The organism is Kitasatospora cathayae (assembly GCF_027627435.1).
GTDB classification, from domain to species: Bacteria; Actinomycetota; Actinomycetes; order Streptomycetales; family Streptomycetaceae; genus Kitasatospora; species Kitasatospora cathayae.
In genome coordinates, this window is the sequence record NZ_CP115450.1 from 6287435 (window position 1) to 6305022 (window position 17588).

Below are 17588 nucleotides of genomic sequence, written 5' to 3' on the forward strand. Positions count from 1 at the left end.
CACACCCACCACTCGCCCCCGGCCTCGAACTCCGGCAGGCTGACCATCAGAACACCAGCCGAAGAAAGCCATCCCGGAAGGACTTCTGTGCACCCCCTGATCACCGAGCTCGGCCTGGACGGCGACCCGAAGCTCCTGCACGAGCGACGCGGCACCACCTTCTTCAAGGTCGGCGACACCGCGTTGAAGATCACCGATGGCCTGATGGCTGGCCGCGAAGGTGAAGTCCTGGCCGTCCTCCGCGCCGATCACTACATCGCCCACGGCACCCACGGCACCCACGGCCAAGGCACCTGGCTGACCATGCGGTGGATCGACGGCACAAGCCTCTGGGACACCCTGGAACCCGCCCACCGCGGCGACGACACACCCGCCATCCGACGCTCGATCCTGACGGCCGCAGCCGAGGCCGCCGAAGCACTTGCCGACCTCCACGCCGCCGGTTGGACCCACGGAGACCTCCAACCCGACCACGTCGTCTTCGAGCACGACGCCGTACGAATCATCGACCTGGCCTGCGCCCAAGGCCCTGTCGCCGTACCGTTCTACGTCCACCGCGGCGGCCTGGCCCACACCACCGCCCCCGAGATCGCCACCCTGATCCTCGACACTACCGACCACATCACCACCACCCCCGAGGCAGACGTCTGGTCACTGGCCGCCTCCCTGTTCTGGTCCTGGACCCGCACCCCGCCGACCGACTACCGCGACCCGGACAGCGGCCGGTCCGAGCTCCTCGCCGACATTGCCGCCTGCCGCCCCCGAGAGCTCGCGGCTGTCCGGCCCTGGTCGTTCCCGCATTTCGAAGACGCTGTGCTCGCTGCCCTCACTCATGACCCTGAGCGGCGGCCGTCAGCTGCGGTTCTGGCCCAATCCTTTCGCTCCGCGAACGCGTAGGCCGCGACAACCGCTGGGTTGACGTTCCAGTTCGAGGGTGCTCGGCCCGCCTCATCACGACCCCGCTAGTTCCCGCTTCGCCGCCCCGCCGGATACGTCCGGCGGGGCGGCGAAACCGGTTGATCCCAACAACCTTGGCCGGGGCCGCTGTTGCCTTCGCGGTTCTTGGAAAGGGTGGGCGGGAGGGGGACCCAGTGTTTGGGCGGGCCCGCGCCCTTGGGCGCGGGCCCGCCCAGTTCTCATCGCTTCTTGGCAGGCGCTATGTGTACATTCCGCCCCGCCGCGATTGCGCGGCGGGGCGGAATGACCAGCCAGTCCACTGCAATTGAACCCTGGCCTTTTTGCTTCTGCGTAGGAAGTCGATCTGGCCGAAGCGGCGACGGGGCGATGAGGGCGAAGTGGCGCGTGGTTGGGGTGGGTTCGTGTCCCCGGACACGAGCCCACCCCAACAGGGAGACCTCGGGTGGCCGTGGGCGCCAGCGCGAGGCGCCGCGTTGGCAGGGGGCTATCCCGACGATGGTGGGGTGCAGGAGGGGTACGGGCGCTGATCCGGGCGGTCTGGAAGGCGGCGCAGGTAGCCGCGGCCGGATCTCCTCAGCCGCGTTGGAGGAGGCGGGTGGCGCCCGCGACGACGGTGGAGGCGAGCAGCCAGCCGACCACGACCAGGCCGGCGGAGATCCACTGGCTGGTCCCGCCGGGGTTCCAGGCGCCCTGGTTGAGGTCGATGATCGGCAGCAGCTGGTTGAGGGTGTAGAGCACCGCGTTCCAGTGGGGCTTCTCGTCGGCCTTGAGCGGGTCCAGCTCGTGGGTGGCGAACCAGATGCTGCCGAGTGCCCAGGCGAGCAGCAGCCACAGGCCGGCGCGGCCGGGGCGGTAGCCGTAACCGACGGTGATGTCCTGGACCCGGCCCCAGATCCGGGCGGGTAGCGGCAGGGTCTCCTGGCGGCGGCGCTGCTTGGCGTACAGCACCTCGCGGGCGTCGTCGTCGGCGCCGTCGCGGCGCAGGGCGGCGGCGAGCTGCTCGTAGGACTCCGGCTGGAACTCCACCGCGGAGCCCTCCAGCCAGGCGATCCGCTGCCGGATGGTGAACGGGCCGACCGGGCGGAGGTTCTCGTAGACGAAGCCGGTCAGCCGCAGGTGCTTGCCGAGCGGCCAGGCCTCCGGGGTGTCGACCAGGTTGCCGACCCGGGCGCGGGAGAGGGAGACGGTACCGGTGGGCCGGATCTTGCAGGTGAAGCGGAGCTCGGGGGTGTGGATGCGGCGCAGTGAGACCTCGTCGTCACCCTCCAGGTGGAATTCTCCGGAGATCAGGCACGCGGCCTCGAAGCGGGCGTCGGAGAGCCGCACCTGGCCGAAGGCGCGGAACGGGGTGCTGGGGGCGTCGGGTGGGGGGCTCTGGCCGTAGCCGGAGCCGTAGTAGCTGCGGGAGCCGAACCAGCCGCCGTCGGCGGAGCTGGTCAGGTAGAGGGTATGGCCGACGTTGAGCCGGACGGCGTTCAGGCAGACCCGGTTCTGCGGGTCGGCGTGCAGCTGGGCGCCGCGGAGCGAGAACCGGCCGCCTATCCGGGCCGTGCGGACGCTCAACTCGCCCCGGGTCTCCAGGCGTTCGGCCTCGAAGTCCTGGTGGACGGTGATCCCGTCGGCGGACACCGCGCGGCCGTAGCGGTCGCCGCCGATGACGGCCAGGTTGAGCAGCAGGTCGGTGCCGATCTTGGCGTCGGTGAGCCGGATGCCGTCGGGGATCCGGCAGCGGGCCAGGTGGAGGTCGCCGGTGGTGGAGAGTCGGGAGGCCTCCAGGCGGGGGACCAGGCAGTCGACCATGCGCAGGGTGGTCGCCGAGGCCTCCGAGATGAGGATCTTGTGCTCGAAGCGGCAGCCGCGCAGTTCGACGTACCGGTCGATGTGGCCGCCGGCCAGGTTGAGCGCACCGGTGACGTACACGCCGCTCATCCGCAGTGAGGCGACACGCCCGGCGGTGGGCCGCGGGCCGGCCAGCAGCAGGTGGGCGAGCACCTCGGCGCTCACTGTCCGGCCGGGCCCCCAGATGGCGTCCCCGAACGGGTCGTCGACGTCGTCCCGGCCACAGCGACGGTCGAAGACCTCGCCCTCGCGGAAGGCCTCCCAGAGCTCGCGTTCGGTGTCCGTCCAGCTTTCCGGAGCCGATTCCGCCATGATTTTCCCCGTCCCCCCGGTCGTCTCGCCTTTCGTATCACGGACTGAAATGTGCGACCACCTGTTCCGGCCACTCCTTACACTGGGTGGCGTGATCTCTCGAATCGACCTCCGCGGCTCGCTGGACGACCCGCGTGACCTGCTGCCCCGTGCCGAGTTCGACGTGGCGGCCGCCCTGGAGAAGGTGCGGCCGATCGCCGAGGACGTACGCCATCGCGGGGTCGCGGCGCTGATCGAGATCACCGAACGCTTCGACGGCGTCCGGCTGGAATCCACCCGCGTCCCGGCCGAGCAGCTGACCGCCGCCCTGGAGACGCTGGACCCGCGGGTGCGGGCCGCACTGGAGGAGTCGATCCGCCGGGCCCGGGCCGTGCACGCCGACCAGCGCCGCACCGGGCACACCACCCAGGTGGTGCCGGGCGGCACGGTCACCCAGCGCTGGGTGCCGGTCGAGCGGGTCGGCCTGTACGTGCCGGGTGGGCTGGCGGTCTACCCGTCCTCCGTGGTGATGAACGTGGTGCCGGCCCAGGAGGCGGGCGTCCAGGGCATCGCGGTCACCTCCCCGCCGCAGAAGGAGTTCGGTGGCCGGGTCCACCCGACCATCCTGGCGGCCTGCGCGCTGCTCGGCGTCGACGAGGTCTACTCCGTCGGCGGCGCCCAGGCGGTGGCGATGTTCGCCCTCGGCACCGAGGAGTGCGCGCCGGTCAACATGGTGACCGGCCCCGGCAACATCTACGTCGCCGCCGCCAAGCGGCTGTTCGCCGGCCGGATCGGCATCGACTCCGAGGCCGGCCCGACCGAGATCGCCGTCCTCGCCGACGACAGCGCGCTGCCCGGCGACGTCGCCGCCGACCTGATCAGCCAGGCCGAGCACGGCCCGACCTCCGGCTCGGTGCTGGTCACCGACTCCCCGGAGCTGGCCGACGCGGTCGAGGCCGAGCTGGCCGTGCAGGTCGCGCGGACCAAGCACAGCGAGCGGGTCGCCGAGGCGCTGGGCGGCCGGCAGTCCGGCATCATCCTGGTCGACGACCTGACCCAGGGCCTCGCCGTGGTCAACGCGTACGCGGCCGAGCACCTGGAGATCCAGACCCGCGACCCGCACGCGGTGGCGGCCCGGGTCGTCAACGCCGGCGCGATCTTCATCGGTCGCTGGACCCCGGTCTCGCTGGGCGACTACGCGGCCGGCTCCAACCACGTGCTGCCGACCGGCGGCTGCGCCTGCCACTCCTCCGGGCTGTCGGTGCAGACCTTCCTGCGCGGCGTCCAGGTCGTCGAGTACGACCGGGACGCGCTGGCCGACGTCGCCGCGCACGTGGTCACCCTGGCCGACGCCGAAGACCTCCCCGGGCACGGGGACGCGATCAAGGCTCGCTTCGACTGGACGGTTCCCGGCTCGTGACCATTCGTACGACTCGTATCGACGACCTGCCCATCCGGGACGAGCTGCGCGGCCAGTCCCCGTACGGCGCACCGCAGTTGGACGTCCCCGTCCAGTTGAACACCAACGAGAACCCGTACCCGCTGCCCGAGGAGCTGGTCGCCCGGATCGCCGAGCGCGTCGCCGAGGCCGCCCGCAACCTCAACCGCTACCCCGACCGGGACGCGGTCGAGCTGCGCGAAGGCCTCGCCGCCTACCTGACCCGCACCACCGGCTTCCCGGTCGCGCGCGAGCAGGTGTGGGCCGCCAACGGCTCCAACGAGGTCCTCCAGCAGCTGCTGCAGACTTTCGGCGGCCCCGGCCGCAGCGCCCTCGGCTTCGAGCCCTCGTACTCGATGCACGCGCTGATCTCCCGGGGCACCGGCACCGCCTGGATCTCCGGCCCGCGCAATGACGACTTCACCATCGACGTCGACGCGGCGCTCGCCGCCATCGCCGAGCACCGGCCCGACGTGGTGTTCATCTGCTCCCCGAACAACCCGACCGGGACGGCGGTGTCGACCGACACCGTGCTGCGGCTGTACGAGGCCGCGCAGGCCGCCCGGCCCAGCCTGGTGGTGGTGGACGAGGCGTACGTCGAGTTCTCGCACCGCGCCTCCCTGCTGCCGCTGATCGAGGGCCGCCCGAACCTGGTGGTCAGCCGCACCATGTCCAAGGCCTTCGGCGCCGCCGGCCTGCGCCTGGGCTACCTGGCCGCCGACCCGGCCGTCGTCGACGCCGTCCAGCTGGTGCGCCTGCCGTACCACCTGTCGGCCGTCACCCAGGCCACCGCGCTGGCCTGCCTGGAGCACACCGACACCCTGCTCGGGTACGTCGGCCGGCTCAAGCAGGAGCGCGACCGGCTGGTGGACGCGCTGCGCGCGATGGGCCTGGAGGTGACCGACTCGGACGCCAACTTCGTCCAGTTCGGCCGCTTCGCCGACACCCACGCCGTCTGGCAGGCCATCCTCGACCAGGGTGTCCTGGTCCGTGACAACGGCGTCCCCGGGTGGCTGCGCGTCACCGCCGGCACGCCCGCCGAGAACGACGCCTTCCTGGACGCCGTCCGCACCGTGATCAAGGAGCTGTAACCCCGTATGTCCCGCATCGGACGCGTCGAGCGCACCACCAAGGAGACCTCCGTCCTGGTCGAGATAGACCTCGACGGCACCGGCAAGACCGACATCTCGACGGGCGTCGGGTTCTACGACCACATGCTCGACCAGCTCGGTCGCCACGGTCTGTTCGACCTCACCGTCAAGACCGACGGCGACCTGCACATCGACACCCACCACACCATCGAGGACACCGCCCTCGCGCTCGGCGCCGCCTTCAAGCAGGCGCTCGGCGACAAGGTCGGCATCTACCGCTTCGGCAACTGCACGGTGCCGCTGGACGAGTCGCTCGCCCAGGTCACCGTCGACCTCTCCGGCCGGCCCTACCTGGTGCACACCGAGCCCGAGGGCATGGCGCCGATGATCGGCAGCTACGACACCACGATGACCCGGCACATCCTGGAGTCCTTCGTCGCCCAGGCCCAGATCGCGCTGCACGTGCACGTCCCGTACGGGCGCAACGCGCACCACATCGTGGAGTGCCAGTTCAAGGCGCTGGCCCGGGCGCTGCGCTACGCCGCCGAACGCGACCCGCGCGCGGCCGGAATCCTCCCCTCGACCAAGGGTGCACTGTGAGCAAGTCCGCTGTGGCTCTGATCTTCGTCGGACTCTTCCTGTTCGGCGGGGTGATCTCGTTCTGGAAGCAGAAGCTGCCGAAGAGCGTCATGCTCGTGCTGGGGATGGGCGCGGGGATGTGCCTGGCCGCCGGCGTCATGCGCCTGTAGACCCGCCCGGACCTGTAGAGAGACTGGACACCTGAACATGGGCAAGAACGTCGTCGTCCTCGACTACGGCTCCGGCAACCTCCGCTCCGCGCAGCGCGCCCTGGAGCGGACCGGGGCGAACGTCACGGTCAGCGCCGACTACGACACCGCGATGGCCGCGGACGGCCTGCTCGTCCCCGGCGTGGGCGCCTTCGAGGCGTGCATGCGCGGGCTGAAGTCGGTCCGCGGGGACTGGATCATCGGCCGCCGGCTCGCCGGGGGCCGCCCGGTCATGGGCATCTGCGTCGGCATGCAGATCCTCTTCGAGAAGGGCGTCGAGCACGGCGTGGAGACGGCCGGCTGCGACGAGTGGCCCGGCACCGTCGAGCCGCTGGACGCCCCGGTCGTCCCGCACATGGGCTGGAACACCGTGGACGTGCCCGAGGGCAGCCGGATGTTCGCCGGCCTGGACCCGGAGACCCGCTTCTACTTCGTGCACTCCTACGGGGTGCGGCACTGGGAGCTGGAGACCCACAGCGCGCGGATCAACCCGCCGCTGGTCACCTGGGCCACCCACGGGCAGCCGTTCGTCGCCGCCGTCGAGAACGGCCCGCTGTGGGCCACCCAGTTCCACCCCGAGAAGTCCGGCGACGCCGGCGCCGCCCTGCTGACCAACTGGGTCAACACCCTCTGACGATCTGAGAGTTGCGTACATCATGACCCGCCTCGAACTGCTCCCCGCCGTCGACGTCCGGGACGGCCAGGCCGTGCGCCTGGTCAAGGGCGCGTCCGGCACCGAGACCTCCTTCGGCGAGCCGCTGGCCGCCGCCCTCGCCTGGCAGGACGCCGGCGCCGAGTGGCTGCACCTGGTCGACCTGGACGCCGCCTTCGGCACCGGCTCCAACTACGAGCTGCTGCGCGAGGTCACCGGCCGGCTGGACATCAAGGTCGAGCTGTCCGGCGGCATCCGCGACGACGAGTCGCTCGCCCGCGCGCTCGCCACCGGCTGCACCCGGGTCAACCTCGGCACCGCCGCCCTGGAGGCCCCCGAGTGGGTCGCCAAGGCCATCGCCGAGCACGGCGACAAGATCGCCGTCGGCCTGGACGTGGTCGGCACCACCCTGCGCGGCCGCGGCTGGACCCGCGACGGCGGCCAGCTCTTCGACGTGCTGGAGCGCCTCAACCAGGAGGGCTGCGCCCGCTACGTCGTCACCGACGTCAACCGCGACGGCACCCTGACCGGCCCCAACCTGCAGCTGCTGCGCGACGTCTGCGGCGCCACCGACCGCCCGGTCGTCGCCTCCGGCGGCGTCTCCTCGCTGGACGACCTGCGCGCCATCGCCACCCTCGTCGGTGAGGGTGTCGAGGGCGCCATCGTGGGCAAGGCACTCTACGAGCAGAAGTTCACCCTCGAAGAGGCCCTGGAGGCGGTTTCCGGATGACCGATGGTCGGATCGTACGCGGGCGGATCACCGGCTTCTCCCCCTGGGAGGAGGAGTTCGGCTACTCCCGGGCGGTCGCCGCGGGCGACCACGTGCACGTCGCCGGCTCCACCGCCTGGGTGGACGGCCGGATCGAGCACGAGGGCGACCCGTACCGGCAGACCCTCGCCGCGTTCGGCGTCGGGCTCCGGGCCCTGGCCGCGTACGGTCTGACCGCGGACGACGTGGTCCGCACCCGGATGTACATCACCCACGTCCGCGACGCCGAGGAGGTGGGCCGCGCCCACCGCGAACTCTTCGTCGTCGCACGCCCGGTGGCCACCATGGTGGTGGTCGACGGGCTGATCGACTCCCGGATGATGGTCGAGGTCGAGATCGACGCGTACCGCACCGGGCTGGCAAAGACCCTGGAAGCCCCGGAAGGCAATCAGCCGTGACCCTTGCAGTACGTGTCATCCCCTGCCTGGACGTCGACGCCGGGCGGGTGGTCAAGGGCGTCAACTTCCAGAACCTGCGCGACGCCGGCGACCCGGTCGAGATGGCCAAGCTCTACGACGCCGAGGGCGCCGACGAGCTGACCTTCCTCGACATCACGGCCTCCTCCGGCGACCGCGAGACCACCTACGACGTGGTCCGCCGCACCGCCGAGCAGGTGTTCATCCCGCTCACCGTCGGTGGCGGCATCCGGGCCGTCGAGGACGTCGACAAGCTGCTGCGGGCCGGCGCCGACAAGGTCGGCGTCAACACCGCGGCCATCGCCCGGCCCGAGCTGATCCGCGAGATCGCCCAGCGGTTCGGACGGCAGGTGCTGGTGCTGTCGGTCGACGCCCGGCGCTGCCCTCCCGGGACCGAGACCGCTTCGGGCTACGAGGTCACCACCCACGGCGGGCGCCAGGGCACCGGTCTGGACGCCGTCGAATGGGCGGGCCGCGCCGCCGAGTTGGGGGCGGGCGAGATCCTGCTCAACTCGATGGACGCGGACGGCACCAAGGACGGCTACGACCTGGAGATGATCCGCGCCGTCCGCAAGGCCGTCTCGGTGCCGGTGATCGCCTCCGGCGGGGCCGGCAAGCTCGGCGACTTCGCCCCGGCCGTCGAGGCGGGGGCGGACGCGGTGCTCGCGGCCAGCGTCTTCCACTTCGGGGACCTGCGGATCGGCGAGGTCAAGAACGCGCTGCGGGAGGCCGGGCACCCGGTCCGGTGATCTTTCAGGGTGCTTGAGGGCCCGCTGCTCGCGCAGCGGGCCCGGTTTTCTGCTCAGGACGCCTGCGGCTTTGCTCAGGACTCCTGCGGCTCGCCCTTGATCAGGGCGAAGGGGGCGCCGTTCGGGTCCGCCAGCCAGGCGATCCGGCCGACGTTCTCCACGTCCTCCGCCGGCATCAGCACCGAGCCGCCGGCCGCCGACGCCTTGCTGACCAGGGCGTCCACGTCCTCGGCGGCGAAGTACGGCGTCCAGGCGGAGGGCTGGCCCCCGCCCGTCGCCGGGGCGATGCCGCCGAAGCTCGTCTGCTGCTGGTCGCCGTCGGCCGTGGAGACCACCCGGTAGTTCATGCCCGGGCTCGGCTCGAAGTTCTGCACCCGCCAGTTGAACAGGCTGGTGTAGAAGGTGAAGGCGCCCTCCTGGTCGGAGGTGTGCAGCTCGGCCCAGACCAGGGTGTTGGGCTCGGAGACGGCGTCCAGCCCGATCGTGTTCCCGGCCTGCCAGATCGCGAACTCGGCCCCCTGCGGATCGGTGAGCGCCGCGAACCGGCCCTCCTGCATGACGTCCGTCGGCGGGACGCGGACGGTGGCCCCGGCCTGCTCGGCGGCCTTGGCGGTGGCGTCCGCGTCGGCGGTGCGGAAGTACGTCGTCCAGGCGGACCGCGCGCCCGCGTCGAGGCTGCCGAGCGCGGCAACCCGCTTGTCGCCCAGCTTCAGGAAGCCGTAACCGCCCGCGTCGGGGACCTCCTGGAAGGTCCAGCCGAAGACCTTGCCGTAGAAGTCGGCGGTGGCCCGGATGTTCGGGCTGCCCAGGTCGATCCAGCAGGGCGAGCCGATCGGGAAGTCGGTGGTGAGCATGAAGTGGTGCCCTTCGACGGAGAGTGACCGGGGCAGCTCCCTCGGGCGGCTACCCGCCCCTCCCCGGCCACCTGAGAGTCTGCACCCGGGCACTGACATCCGCATTTCTTGATTGCCGCCGGTTCCTTGATGCCTGCGGTTCTTCATGCCTGCGGTTTCTTGACGCCTGCGGTTTCTTGATTGCCGCCGGCGCCACGGTTCCGTATGGTGCTGGGCAACGCGTCGACGGAGACGAGTAGCCAGGGATCACGCGAGCAGAGAGAGCCGCCGGAAGCTGGGAAGGCGGCCTCGCGCCCCGAGGCGAAGACCCTCCTGAGCGCGGGGAGGAACGGCCACCGCCCGGTGGTCCAATGCCCCGCCGGCCGGCCCCCGTCACCGGGCCCGAACGAGGCCGCCACTGCGTTTGTGTGGCGGCGAAAGTGCGGTGGTACCGCGAGTTGCCCTTCTCGCCCGCACTCCCAAGGGATCATGACGACGTCCTCAAGGAGGACCGCAATGATCCACAGCCGCGTACCCGTCTCCGACCTGCGAGAACACGTCGGCCGTACCGTCTCCGTCCGCGGATGGGTGAACGCCCTCCGGTTGCAGCGCGCGATGCAGTTCGTCATCGTGCGGGACGGAAGCGGAATGGTACAGGTGACCCACAAGCGTGACGGCGGGCCCCTGGAGGCCCGGCTCGAAGCCCTCACCCCCGAGTCCGCCGTACGGATCACCGGCCGTGTCGTCGAGGCGGCGCAGGTCAAGCTCGGCGGCCTGGAGATCGTCCCCGAGGCGGTCGAGGTCCTGAACCCGGCCGCCACCCCGCTGCCGATCGACGACCACACGGGCCCGGAGCAGCGCCTCGACTGGCGCTTCCTGGACGTGCGTCGCCGCCCCGCCGCCCAACTGCTGTTCGCCGTGCAGACCACCCTGGAACAGGGCCTGCGCGAGTACGCGTACGCGCAGGGCGCCACCGAGATGCACACCCCCAAACTCATGGGCACCGCCTCGGAGTCCGGCGCGGAGGTCTTCGAGCTCGGCTACTTCGGCCGCAGCGCCTACCTCGCGCAGTCACCGCAGTTCTTCAAGCAGATGGCGATCGCGGCCGGCATCGACAAGGTCTTCGAGATCGGACCGGTCTTCCGCGCCGAGCCCTCCTTCACCTCCCGGCACGCCACCGAGTTCACCGGCGTCGACGTGGAGCTCGCCTGGATCGACGGGGTCGAGGACGTGATGGCCTTCGAGGAGCGGATGCTCGCCCACGCCATCGCCAAGGTCGCCGACCGGCACGGCGCGGGCATCGCCGAGCACTTCGGCGTCCAGGTCACCGTGCCCACGACCCCCTTCCCCCGCCTCACCATGGCCGAGGCACAGGAGATCCTGCGCAAGGGCGGCTGGGACCCGGAAGGCGTCAAGGAGGACCTGGACCCGGAGGGCGAGCGCGCCGTCTCGGCCCACATCAGGGAAGCCACCGGGCACCAGTTCGTGTTCATCACCCACTACCCGGTCGGCATCCGGCCCTTCTACCACATGCGACCCGCCGACGACCCCGGCCTGACCCTGAGCTTCGACCTGCTCTGGAACGGCCTGGAAGTCACCACCGGCGCCCAGCGCGAACACCGCTACGACATCCTGCTGCGGCAGGCCGCCGAGAAGGGCCTCAGCCCGGAGCCGATCCGGGACTACCTCAACGCCTTCCGCTACGGCTGCCCACCCCACGGCGGCCTCGGCATGGGCCTCGGCCGGATGCTGATGGTCCTCCTCGGCCTGCCCTCGATCCGCGAGGCCACCTTCCTCTTCCGCGGCCCGAACCGGCTCACGCCGTAGGCGGGTTGCGGCGGCGTCCCACGGCCCGGGCGGGGGCCGTGCCGTGGGAAGGTGGTCGGCCAGTATGGTGGCGCCGCCTTGGCTTGCCAAGGCGGCGCACAGCCCTACTTCACAGGCAGCGGCAGGGCGTGGCGGAGGGCCTCGACGGCGTCCGGGGGGCCGTCGACGGTGAGGGTGGTGTGGGCGCCGCGGCCGTAGGTGAAGAGGACGAGTTCGGCGGGTTCGCCGGTGAGGTGGACGGTGGGGGCGCCGGCGGGGCCGACGGTGATGGACTGGCCGTCGGGGCGGGAGAGGGTGAGGCGGACGGGGGAGCGGCGGCCGGCCTCGAGACGGGCGAGAAGGGGGAGTCGGCGCCAGAGGGCTTCGGCGCGGCCGGGCGGAACGGGCCGGGCGGTCCAGTCGTCGCCGGCGCGGGCGATGTCTTCGGCGTGGACGAAGTACTCGACGGTGTTGGCCGCTTCGTCGGCGCCGGGGAGGGCGAACAGGGAGTAGACGGGCGGTCCGGCGCGGAAGAGTCGGACCAGTTCCTCGTAGGGGCGTGACGCGTAGTCGTCCTGTACCCGCTTCGTCCAGCCGGCCAGGGCGCCGACCCGGATGCCGGGCGCCGCGTCGGGGCGGCGCTCGCGGATCACCAGGTGGGCGGCGAGGTCCCGGGTGGTCCACCCGGCACACAGGGTGGGGGCGTCCGGCCCCGCGGCGGTGAGGAGTTGGGCGAGGCGGTGGCGTTCGGCGAGGGCGTGGTTCGACATGGCCTCAAGCCTATGGGGGCGGCCATCAATTGATGACCTGGCCGACGCGGCTCAGCCCGGCGAGGGGCGACACGAGCAGGCTCCTCCTCAGCCTCATCCGTGTTGGACGGGAAAGGGTGAGGTCAGGGTGCTGCTCGGGGTCTTCTTCGGCGTGCCCATCGATACATCGATGGGCACGCCGAATTTCATTCTCTTGTTCTTGTCAATGATTGCGGCGTCGAGGCTACTGGTGCAGCTGCCTCGTGAGTTTGGGGCTGCCCGGTTTGGGGCCGGCGGTGAGGGTGCAGGTGTAGTCGCGCCAGCCCTGTTGGTAGTTGGTGAGGGCGGGGCCGAACTGGCGGGGGTAGTAGGACTTTCCGTCGGGCTGGTGGGCCTTGGCGGTGGCTTCGGGGTCCTTGCAGCCGTCGCGCATGGCGAGGGCGATGGGGATTTCACCGGTGAGGTTGTCGGGGAGTTTGAGGTTCGCGATGACTTCGCCGTCGTGGGGGGTGGTGCAGGGGCGCTCCTCGGCCTTGGTGATCACCGGGCTGAGCTGAGGGTGGTCGAAGCAGGTGCCCACCGGGAAGTAGGCGTACGGGGGTTGGGGCTTGGTGGGGGTGGGCGTCGGCGTGGGGGGCGGGGTCGCGGAGGAGGAGGAAGGGGAGGGCGGGGGCGGGGCCGCGGCGGGCTTGGGGGTGTCCTCGGGCCAGAGCAGCACGGTGGCCACCACCGCGAGCAGCACGGCCAGGACGGCGACGACGGTGATCACCAGGCCCCGGGGCGGACGGGAGGCGGCGGCTTCGGGCGGCTGCTGCTCGGAGGTCATGGGCTGAGGATGGCCCAGCGGGGCCCGGCCCGGCAGGTGGTTGGCGGAACTGACCCCGTTCGGACGCCGCGGCCGGGCTGACACAATGGCCCCATGTCCACCACACCCGCCGCCCCCGGCACCACCGCCCTCGACCCGGCGATCGCCGCCCGCCTCAAGCGCACCGAGGACGGCCTGCTCCCGGCCATCGCGCAGCAGTACGACACCGGCGAGGTGCTGATGCTGGGCTGGATGGACGACGAGGCGCTGCACCGCACGCTCACCACCGGCCGCTGCACGTACTGGAGCCGCAGCCGCCGCGAGTACTGGGTGAAGGGCGACACCTCCGGTCACGTGCAGGCGGTCAAGTCGGTGGCCCTCGACTGCGACGGCGACACCCTGCTGGTCAAGGTCGACCAGACGGGCGCGGCCTGCCACACCGGCGACCGCACCTGCTTCGACGCCGACGTGCTCCCGACCGCCTGATCCCCAGCGTCTGATTCCCGCCATCCGACTCCAGAAGGTGCCGCCCCGCATGGATCTCGAAGCCTTCCGCAAGCTCGCCGTCGACACCCGGGTCATCCCCGTCACCCGCAGGCTCCTCGCGGACGGCCTCACCCCGATCGGCCTCTACCGCAGCCTCGCCGAGGAGCGGCCCGGCACCTTCCTGCTGGAGTCCGCCGAGCAGGGCACCTGGTCGCGCTACTCCTTCGTGGGCGTGCGCAGCGCCGCCGCGCTGACCACCGGCCCGGACGGCGGCGCCCGCTGGCTCGGCAGCCCGCCGGTCGGCATCCCCACCGGCGGCGACCCGCTGGAGGTGCTGCGCGCCGCCCTGGCGGCCCTGCACACCCCGCGCCGCCCCGACGACGGCCTGCCCCCGCTGACCGGCGGCCTGGTCGGCTACCTCGGGTACGACGTCGTCCGCCGGCTGGAGAAGCTGCCCGACCTCAACCCGGACGACCTCCGGCTGCCCGAGCTGACCATGCTGCTCGCCACCGACCTCGCCGTGCTCGACCACCTGGACGGCACGGTGCTGCTGATCGCCAACGCCGTCAACCACAACGACCTGGCCAGTGGCGTGGACGAGGCGTACGCGGACGCGGTGGCCCGCCTGGACGCCATGGAGGCGGGCCTGCTCAAGCCGGTCGACCCGGGGCTGGCGACCTTCACCCCGGCCGGCCCCGGCGAGGTGCACTCGCCGTTCGGCGGGGAGCCGTACCGGGCCGCGGTGGAGGAGATCAAGGAGCGGATCCGGGCCGGCGAGGCCTTCCAGGTGGTGCCCTCGCAGCGCTTCGAGGCGCCCTGCCCGGCCTCCGCGCTGGACGTCTACCGGGTGCTGCGCACCACCAACCCCAGCCCGTACATGTACCTGTTCCGCTTCCCCGGGCCGGACGGCGGCGCCGAGGGCGGCTTCGACGTGGTCGGCTCCAGCCCGGAGGCGCTGGTCAAGGTCGCCGACGGGGAGGCGATGCTGCACCCGATCGCCGGCACCCGGCACCGCGGCGCCACCCCGCACGAGGACGCCGTGCTGGCCGCCGAACTGCTCGCCGACCCCAAGGAGCGGGCCGAGCACCTGATGCTGGTCGACCTCGGCCGCAACGACCTGGGCCGGGTGTGCGAGCCGGGCAGCGTCGAGGTGGTCGACTTCATGCAGATCGAGCGCTACAGCCACGTGATGCACATCGTCTCGACGGTGACCGGCAAGGTCGCCCCGGGGCGGAGCGCCTTCGACGTGCTGACCGCCTGCTTCCCGGCCGGCACCCTCTCCGGCGCCCCCAAGCCCCGGGCGATGCGGATCATCGAGGAGCTGGAACCCACCCGGCGCGGCCTGTACGGCGGCTGTGTCGGCTACCTGGACTTCGCCGGGGACTCGGACACCGCGATCGCGATCCGCACCGCGGTGCTGCGCGACGGCACCGCGTACGTGCAGGCGGGCGCGGGCGTGGTCGCCGACTCGGACCCGCACGGCGAGGACACCGAGTGCCGCAACAAGGCGGCCGCCGTGCTGCGAGCCGTCGCCACCGCCAATACGCTGCGGAGGCCGGAACTGTCCTGAGGCGTGAGGAGGCGGCCGGGATGCCCGAGGTGCCGTACGACGAGCTGCGCTGGGGGGTCGTGTTCGACGCTGCCGTGCAGATCGGGGACGAACTCGGGGGCCGGAGGCGGGTGCTGTCGCAGGTCCTGATCGACTTCCCGGCCGCGCACGGCCCGCTCGCCCCGGACCTGGCGGTGGTCGCCCCGGACGCGGTGCACAACGCCCGCGGCCGGTACGAGGCGGCCGAGGTCGAGATGGTGCTGGAGGTGGCGCACCCCGGCCGGGACCACGCGTGGGTGCGGGCCTGCGCGGAGAGCGGCGTACCGCTGTACGTGGTGGTCGACCCGGCGGCCGAGGTCTGCACCGTGCACACCGCGCCGGACTCGGGCGGCGGCTACCGCGAAGCGGAGCGGGTGCCGTTCGGCAACGACCTCTTCCTGCCGCTCGGCGATCGGACCCTGGTGCTGCAGACCGGCGGGTTTCCGACCGAGAGGCCCACCCCGGGTACGGCGTAGGGCACGGCCCGGGGGATAGTGGACGGGTGACCGACGCAGACCAGACCCCCGTCCCCACGCCCGCGGCCGGCCGCCGCACCCTCGGCGTGATGCTGCTGCTGACCGTGCTGAGCGCCGTGCTGGTGCTGACCGCGGCCGGGCGGGTCTGGGCCGAGGGCCGGGCCGGCACCCTGGACGTGTCCGTGACCGGCGGCAAGATCTCCGAACTGCCCGGCGGGCTGGCCCTGATGGGCCTGGCCGCGGCCGTCGCGGTGTTCGCGGTGCGCGGCGTCGGCCGGCTCGCGGTCGGCACGCTGACCCTGCTGGCCGGACTGGGCGCGGCCGCCGCCTCGGTGGCCGGCGCCTCGGACACCGTCGCGCTGGACTCCGCCGCCTCGGGCAAGCTGGCGCTGGCCGGCTCGACCGCCACCGAGGTCTCGCACACCGGCTGGCCCTGGGTCGCGCTGGTGGGCGGGCTGCTGCTGGCCCTGGCCGGGCTGATCACCCTGCGCTACGGCCGCGGCTGGCCGGCCATGGGCAGCCGCTACGAGGCGCCCACCCGCAAGGCGCCGGCGAAGGCCGACACGCCTGGTGACCTGTGGAAGGCCCTGGACCGCGGCGAGGACCCGACCGCCGTCTGAGGACCCGACCGCGGCGAGGACCCGACCGCCGTATGAGACCGCACGGCCGACCACCGGGTGTGACGCGATAGACGGGCCACCCGCTTTGGGTCGCCCGTGTGTGGCCCGGCACAATGGACCCCGTCAACCCGCCGGCGGCCCCGCAGGCCCGGCCGGGCCCCGAGAGCCTAGGAGCACCATCGATGGCAGCAGCAGCACACGGCCACACCACCGCCGCCTGGACCGGCGTCGTCATCTCCTTCGTCGGCTTCGGCATCGCAGGCGTCGCGATGATCCTGCCGTCGCCGCTGCTGGTCATCGCCGGTCTGGCGGTCGTCGTCGTGGGCGGCATCGTCGGCAAGGCGATGTCGATGGCGGGCATGGGCAGGCAGGCCAGCACCAACGTCTACAAGTCGGTCGAGGAGCAGACCGCGGCGCGCAAGGCGGCCCTCGAGGCCCGCGCGACCGTCGCCGCCTGACGACGACGGACACCCCTGGTACGGACCCCGCTCGACCGAGGAGTCGACTGCGGAACCGACCGAGGAACCGACCGGGGATTCGTACAACCGAACGGCGGGCGCGCCACGCCCGCCGTTTCGTCGTATCCGGGCCCGCCCGCGGGCACAATCGGGGCGTGAACGCCGCCCCCACCGCCTCCGCCCCACCGCCCGTACTGCGCCGGATGGGCCCGCCGCTGGCCGCGCTGGCGGCGGTGGCCGTCCCCGCCGGATACGTCGCGGCGGTGGACCCCAACGCCCCCGGGCACTACCCCGACTGCCCCTTCCTGACCGCCACCGGCTGGTGGTGCCCCGGCTGCGGGGGCCTGCGCTGCGTCCACGCGCTGGCCCACGGGGACCTCACCGGCGCGCTGCACGACAACGCGGTGGCCGTCCTGCTGTTCGGCGTCCTGGCGGTGCTCTGGCTGCGCTGGGCCTGGGCCGCGCTGACCCTCGGACCGCCGGTGCGGATCTCGGTCGGGGCCCGGCGCTGGGCGCTGATCGGCCTGCTGGTGCTGGTGTTCGCGGTGGTCCGCAACCTGCCCGTGGGGGCGGGGCTGGCACCGCCGGTGGTCTGAGCGGCCCCGAGCCCGGCCGCGGGCTCCCAGCCCCGCCGGAGCGCGGCACACCGCCGGTGGAGAGCCGGTGAAGCCGCAGTTGGGAGCCGTCGGACGGAGCGTCCGTTCCGCGAGACGCGTGCTGGGCGGATGCGCTGCGCGCACCCGGGTGCCGATACCATCGAAGGGCCGACGGGCCCCCGCCCGTCCGGCTCGCGCTGGCGAACCAGCAGAAATGATG

At 72.3% G+C, this 17588-nt stretch carries 20 protein-coding genes; 16 read left to right on the top strand and 4 right to left on the bottom strand.

All coding sequences use genetic code 11. The annotated features are described in order from the left end of the window. Window positions 1-87 precede the first annotated feature (87 nt). Window positions 88-897 (top strand): protein kinase domain-containing protein, encoded by an 810-nt coding sequence (locus O1G21_RS28115; RefSeq protein WP_270147582.1) that lies wholly within the window; start codon window positions 88-90, stop codon window positions 895-897. A 594-nt stretch (window positions 898-1491) separates the two neighbouring features. Here the strand turns inward: O1G21_RS28115 and O1G21_RS28120 are convergent. Then, window positions 1492-3069: an oxidoreductase gene (locus O1G21_RS28120; RefSeq protein WP_270147583.1), complete on the bottom strand. Its 1578-nt coding sequence runs from the start codon at window positions 3067-3069 to the stop codon at window positions 1492-1494. A 91-nt stretch (window positions 3070-3160) separates the two neighbouring features. Here O1G21_RS28120 and hisD point away from each other — a divergent pair, with 91 nt between their 5' ends. Genes hisD through hisF form a run of 8 tightly spaced genes read left to right on the top strand, consistent with a single transcriptional unit; the run spans window position 3161 to window position 8951 of the window. Then, complete coding sequence (hisD, locus tag O1G21_RS28125) at window positions 3161-4468, top strand: histidinol dehydrogenase (protein WP_270147585.1); 1308 nt, start codon at window positions 3161-3163, stop codon at window positions 4466-4468. Then, a complete protein-coding gene (locus O1G21_RS28130; RefSeq protein WP_270147586.1) occupies window positions 4465-5577 on the top strand; it encodes a histidinol-phosphate transaminase in 1113 nt (370 codons plus the stop codon). Before hisD ends, O1G21_RS28130 begins: the two co-directional genes overlap by 4 nt. 6 nt (window positions 5578-5583) lie before the next feature. Beyond that, on the top strand, window positions 5584-6177 hold the full coding sequence (gene hisB, locus O1G21_RS28135) for an imidazoleglycerol-phosphate dehydratase HisB (RefSeq protein WP_270147588.1): 594 nt from the start codon (window positions 5584-5586) through the stop codon (window positions 6175-6177). Further along, complete coding sequence (locus O1G21_RS28140) at window positions 6174-6326, top strand: hypothetical protein (protein ID WP_270147590.1); 153 nt, start codon at window positions 6174-6176, stop codon at window positions 6324-6326. The genes hisB and O1G21_RS28140 overlap by 4 nt, the downstream gene beginning before the upstream one ends. A 37-nt stretch (window positions 6327-6363) precedes the next feature. Beyond that, the gene (hisH, locus tag O1G21_RS28145; protein ID WP_270147591.1) at window positions 6364-6999 is read left to right on the top strand and encodes an imidazole glycerol phosphate synthase subunit HisH; all 636 of its coding nucleotides are present in this window, start codon (window positions 6364-6366) and stop codon (window positions 6997-6999) included. Window positions 7000-7021: 22 nt separating this feature from the next. Continuing rightward, window positions 7022-7747 (top strand): bifunctional 1-(5-phosphoribosyl)-5-((5-phosphoribosylamino)methylideneamino)imidazole-4-carboxamide isomerase/phosphoribosylanthranilate isomerase PriA, encoded by a 726-nt coding sequence (priA, locus tag O1G21_RS28150; RefSeq protein WP_270147592.1) that lies wholly within the window; start codon window positions 7022-7024, stop codon window positions 7745-7747. After that, entirely contained in the window at window positions 7744-8184 is a 441-nt protein-coding gene (locus O1G21_RS28155) for a RidA family protein (protein ID WP_270147593.1), read from the top strand. The genes priA and O1G21_RS28155 overlap by 4 nt, the downstream gene beginning before the upstream one ends. Further along, entirely contained in the window at window positions 8181-8951 is a 771-nt protein-coding gene (gene hisF, locus O1G21_RS28160) for an imidazole glycerol phosphate synthase subunit HisF (RefSeq protein ID WP_270147594.1), read from the top strand. Before O1G21_RS28155 ends, hisF begins: the two co-directional genes overlap by 4 nt. 74 nt (window positions 8952-9025) lie before the next feature. Here the strand turns inward: hisF and O1G21_RS28165 are convergent, their stop codons facing one another. After that, on the bottom strand, window positions 9026-9805 hold the full coding sequence (locus tag O1G21_RS28165; RefSeq protein WP_270147595.1) for a VOC family protein: 780 nt from the start codon (window positions 9803-9805) through the stop codon (window positions 9026-9028). 495 nt (window positions 9806-10300) lie between these two features. Between O1G21_RS28165 and aspS the strand changes: the two genes are divergently transcribed. After that, a complete protein-coding gene (gene aspS, locus O1G21_RS28170; RefSeq protein ID WP_270147597.1) occupies window positions 10301-11611 on the top strand; it encodes an aspartate--tRNA(Asn) ligase in 1311 nt (436 codons plus the stop codon). 104 nt (window positions 11612-11715) lie between these two features. Here the strand turns inward: aspS and O1G21_RS28175 are convergent, their stop codons facing one another. Beyond that, the gene (locus tag O1G21_RS28175) at window positions 11716-12360 is read right to left on the bottom strand and encodes a TIGR03085 family metal-binding protein (protein WP_270147599.1); all 645 of its coding nucleotides are present in this window, start codon (window positions 12358-12360) and stop codon (window positions 11716-11718) included. Between the two features lie 223 nt (window positions 12361-12583). Beyond that, window positions 12584-13165 (bottom strand): hypothetical protein, encoded by a 582-nt coding sequence (locus tag O1G21_RS28180; RefSeq protein WP_270147600.1) that lies wholly within the window; start codon window positions 13163-13165, stop codon window positions 12584-12586. A 93-nt stretch (window positions 13166-13258) separates the two neighbouring features. Here O1G21_RS28180 and hisI point away from each other — a divergent pair, with 93 nt between their 5' ends. From hisI to O1G21_RS28210, 6 genes are all read left to right on the top strand, one after another. Beyond that, on the top strand, window positions 13259-13630 hold the full coding sequence (gene hisI, locus O1G21_RS28185; protein WP_270147601.1) for a phosphoribosyl-AMP cyclohydrolase: 372 nt from the start codon (window positions 13259-13261) through the stop codon (window positions 13628-13630). Between the two features lie 49 nt (window positions 13631-13679). Continuing rightward, on the top strand, window positions 13680-15200 hold the full coding sequence (locus O1G21_RS28190) for an anthranilate synthase component I (protein WP_270147604.1): 1521 nt from the start codon (window positions 13680-13682) through the stop codon (window positions 15198-15200). A 20-nt stretch (window positions 15201-15220) separates the two neighbouring features. Continuing rightward, window positions 15221-15694, top strand: coding sequence for a Uma2 family endonuclease (locus O1G21_RS28195; protein WP_270147606.1), 474 nt, complete (start codon window positions 15221-15223; stop codon window positions 15692-15694). A 26-nt stretch (window positions 15695-15720) separates the two neighbouring features. Continuing rightward, entirely contained in the window at window positions 15721-16314 is a 594-nt protein-coding gene (locus O1G21_RS28200) for a TIGR02234 family membrane protein (protein ID WP_270147608.1), read from the top strand. A gap of 182 nt (window positions 16315-16496) precedes the next feature. After that, on the top strand, window positions 16497-16772 hold the full coding sequence (locus O1G21_RS28205) for an HGxxPAAW family protein (RefSeq protein WP_270147610.1): 276 nt from the start codon (window positions 16497-16499) through the stop codon (window positions 16770-16772). Between the two features lie 155 nt (window positions 16773-16927). Then, window positions 16928-17368 (top strand): DUF2752 domain-containing protein, encoded by a 441-nt coding sequence (locus O1G21_RS28210; protein WP_333493501.1) that lies wholly within the window; start codon window positions 16928-16930, stop codon window positions 17366-17368. Window positions 17369-17588: the final 220 nt, after the last annotated feature.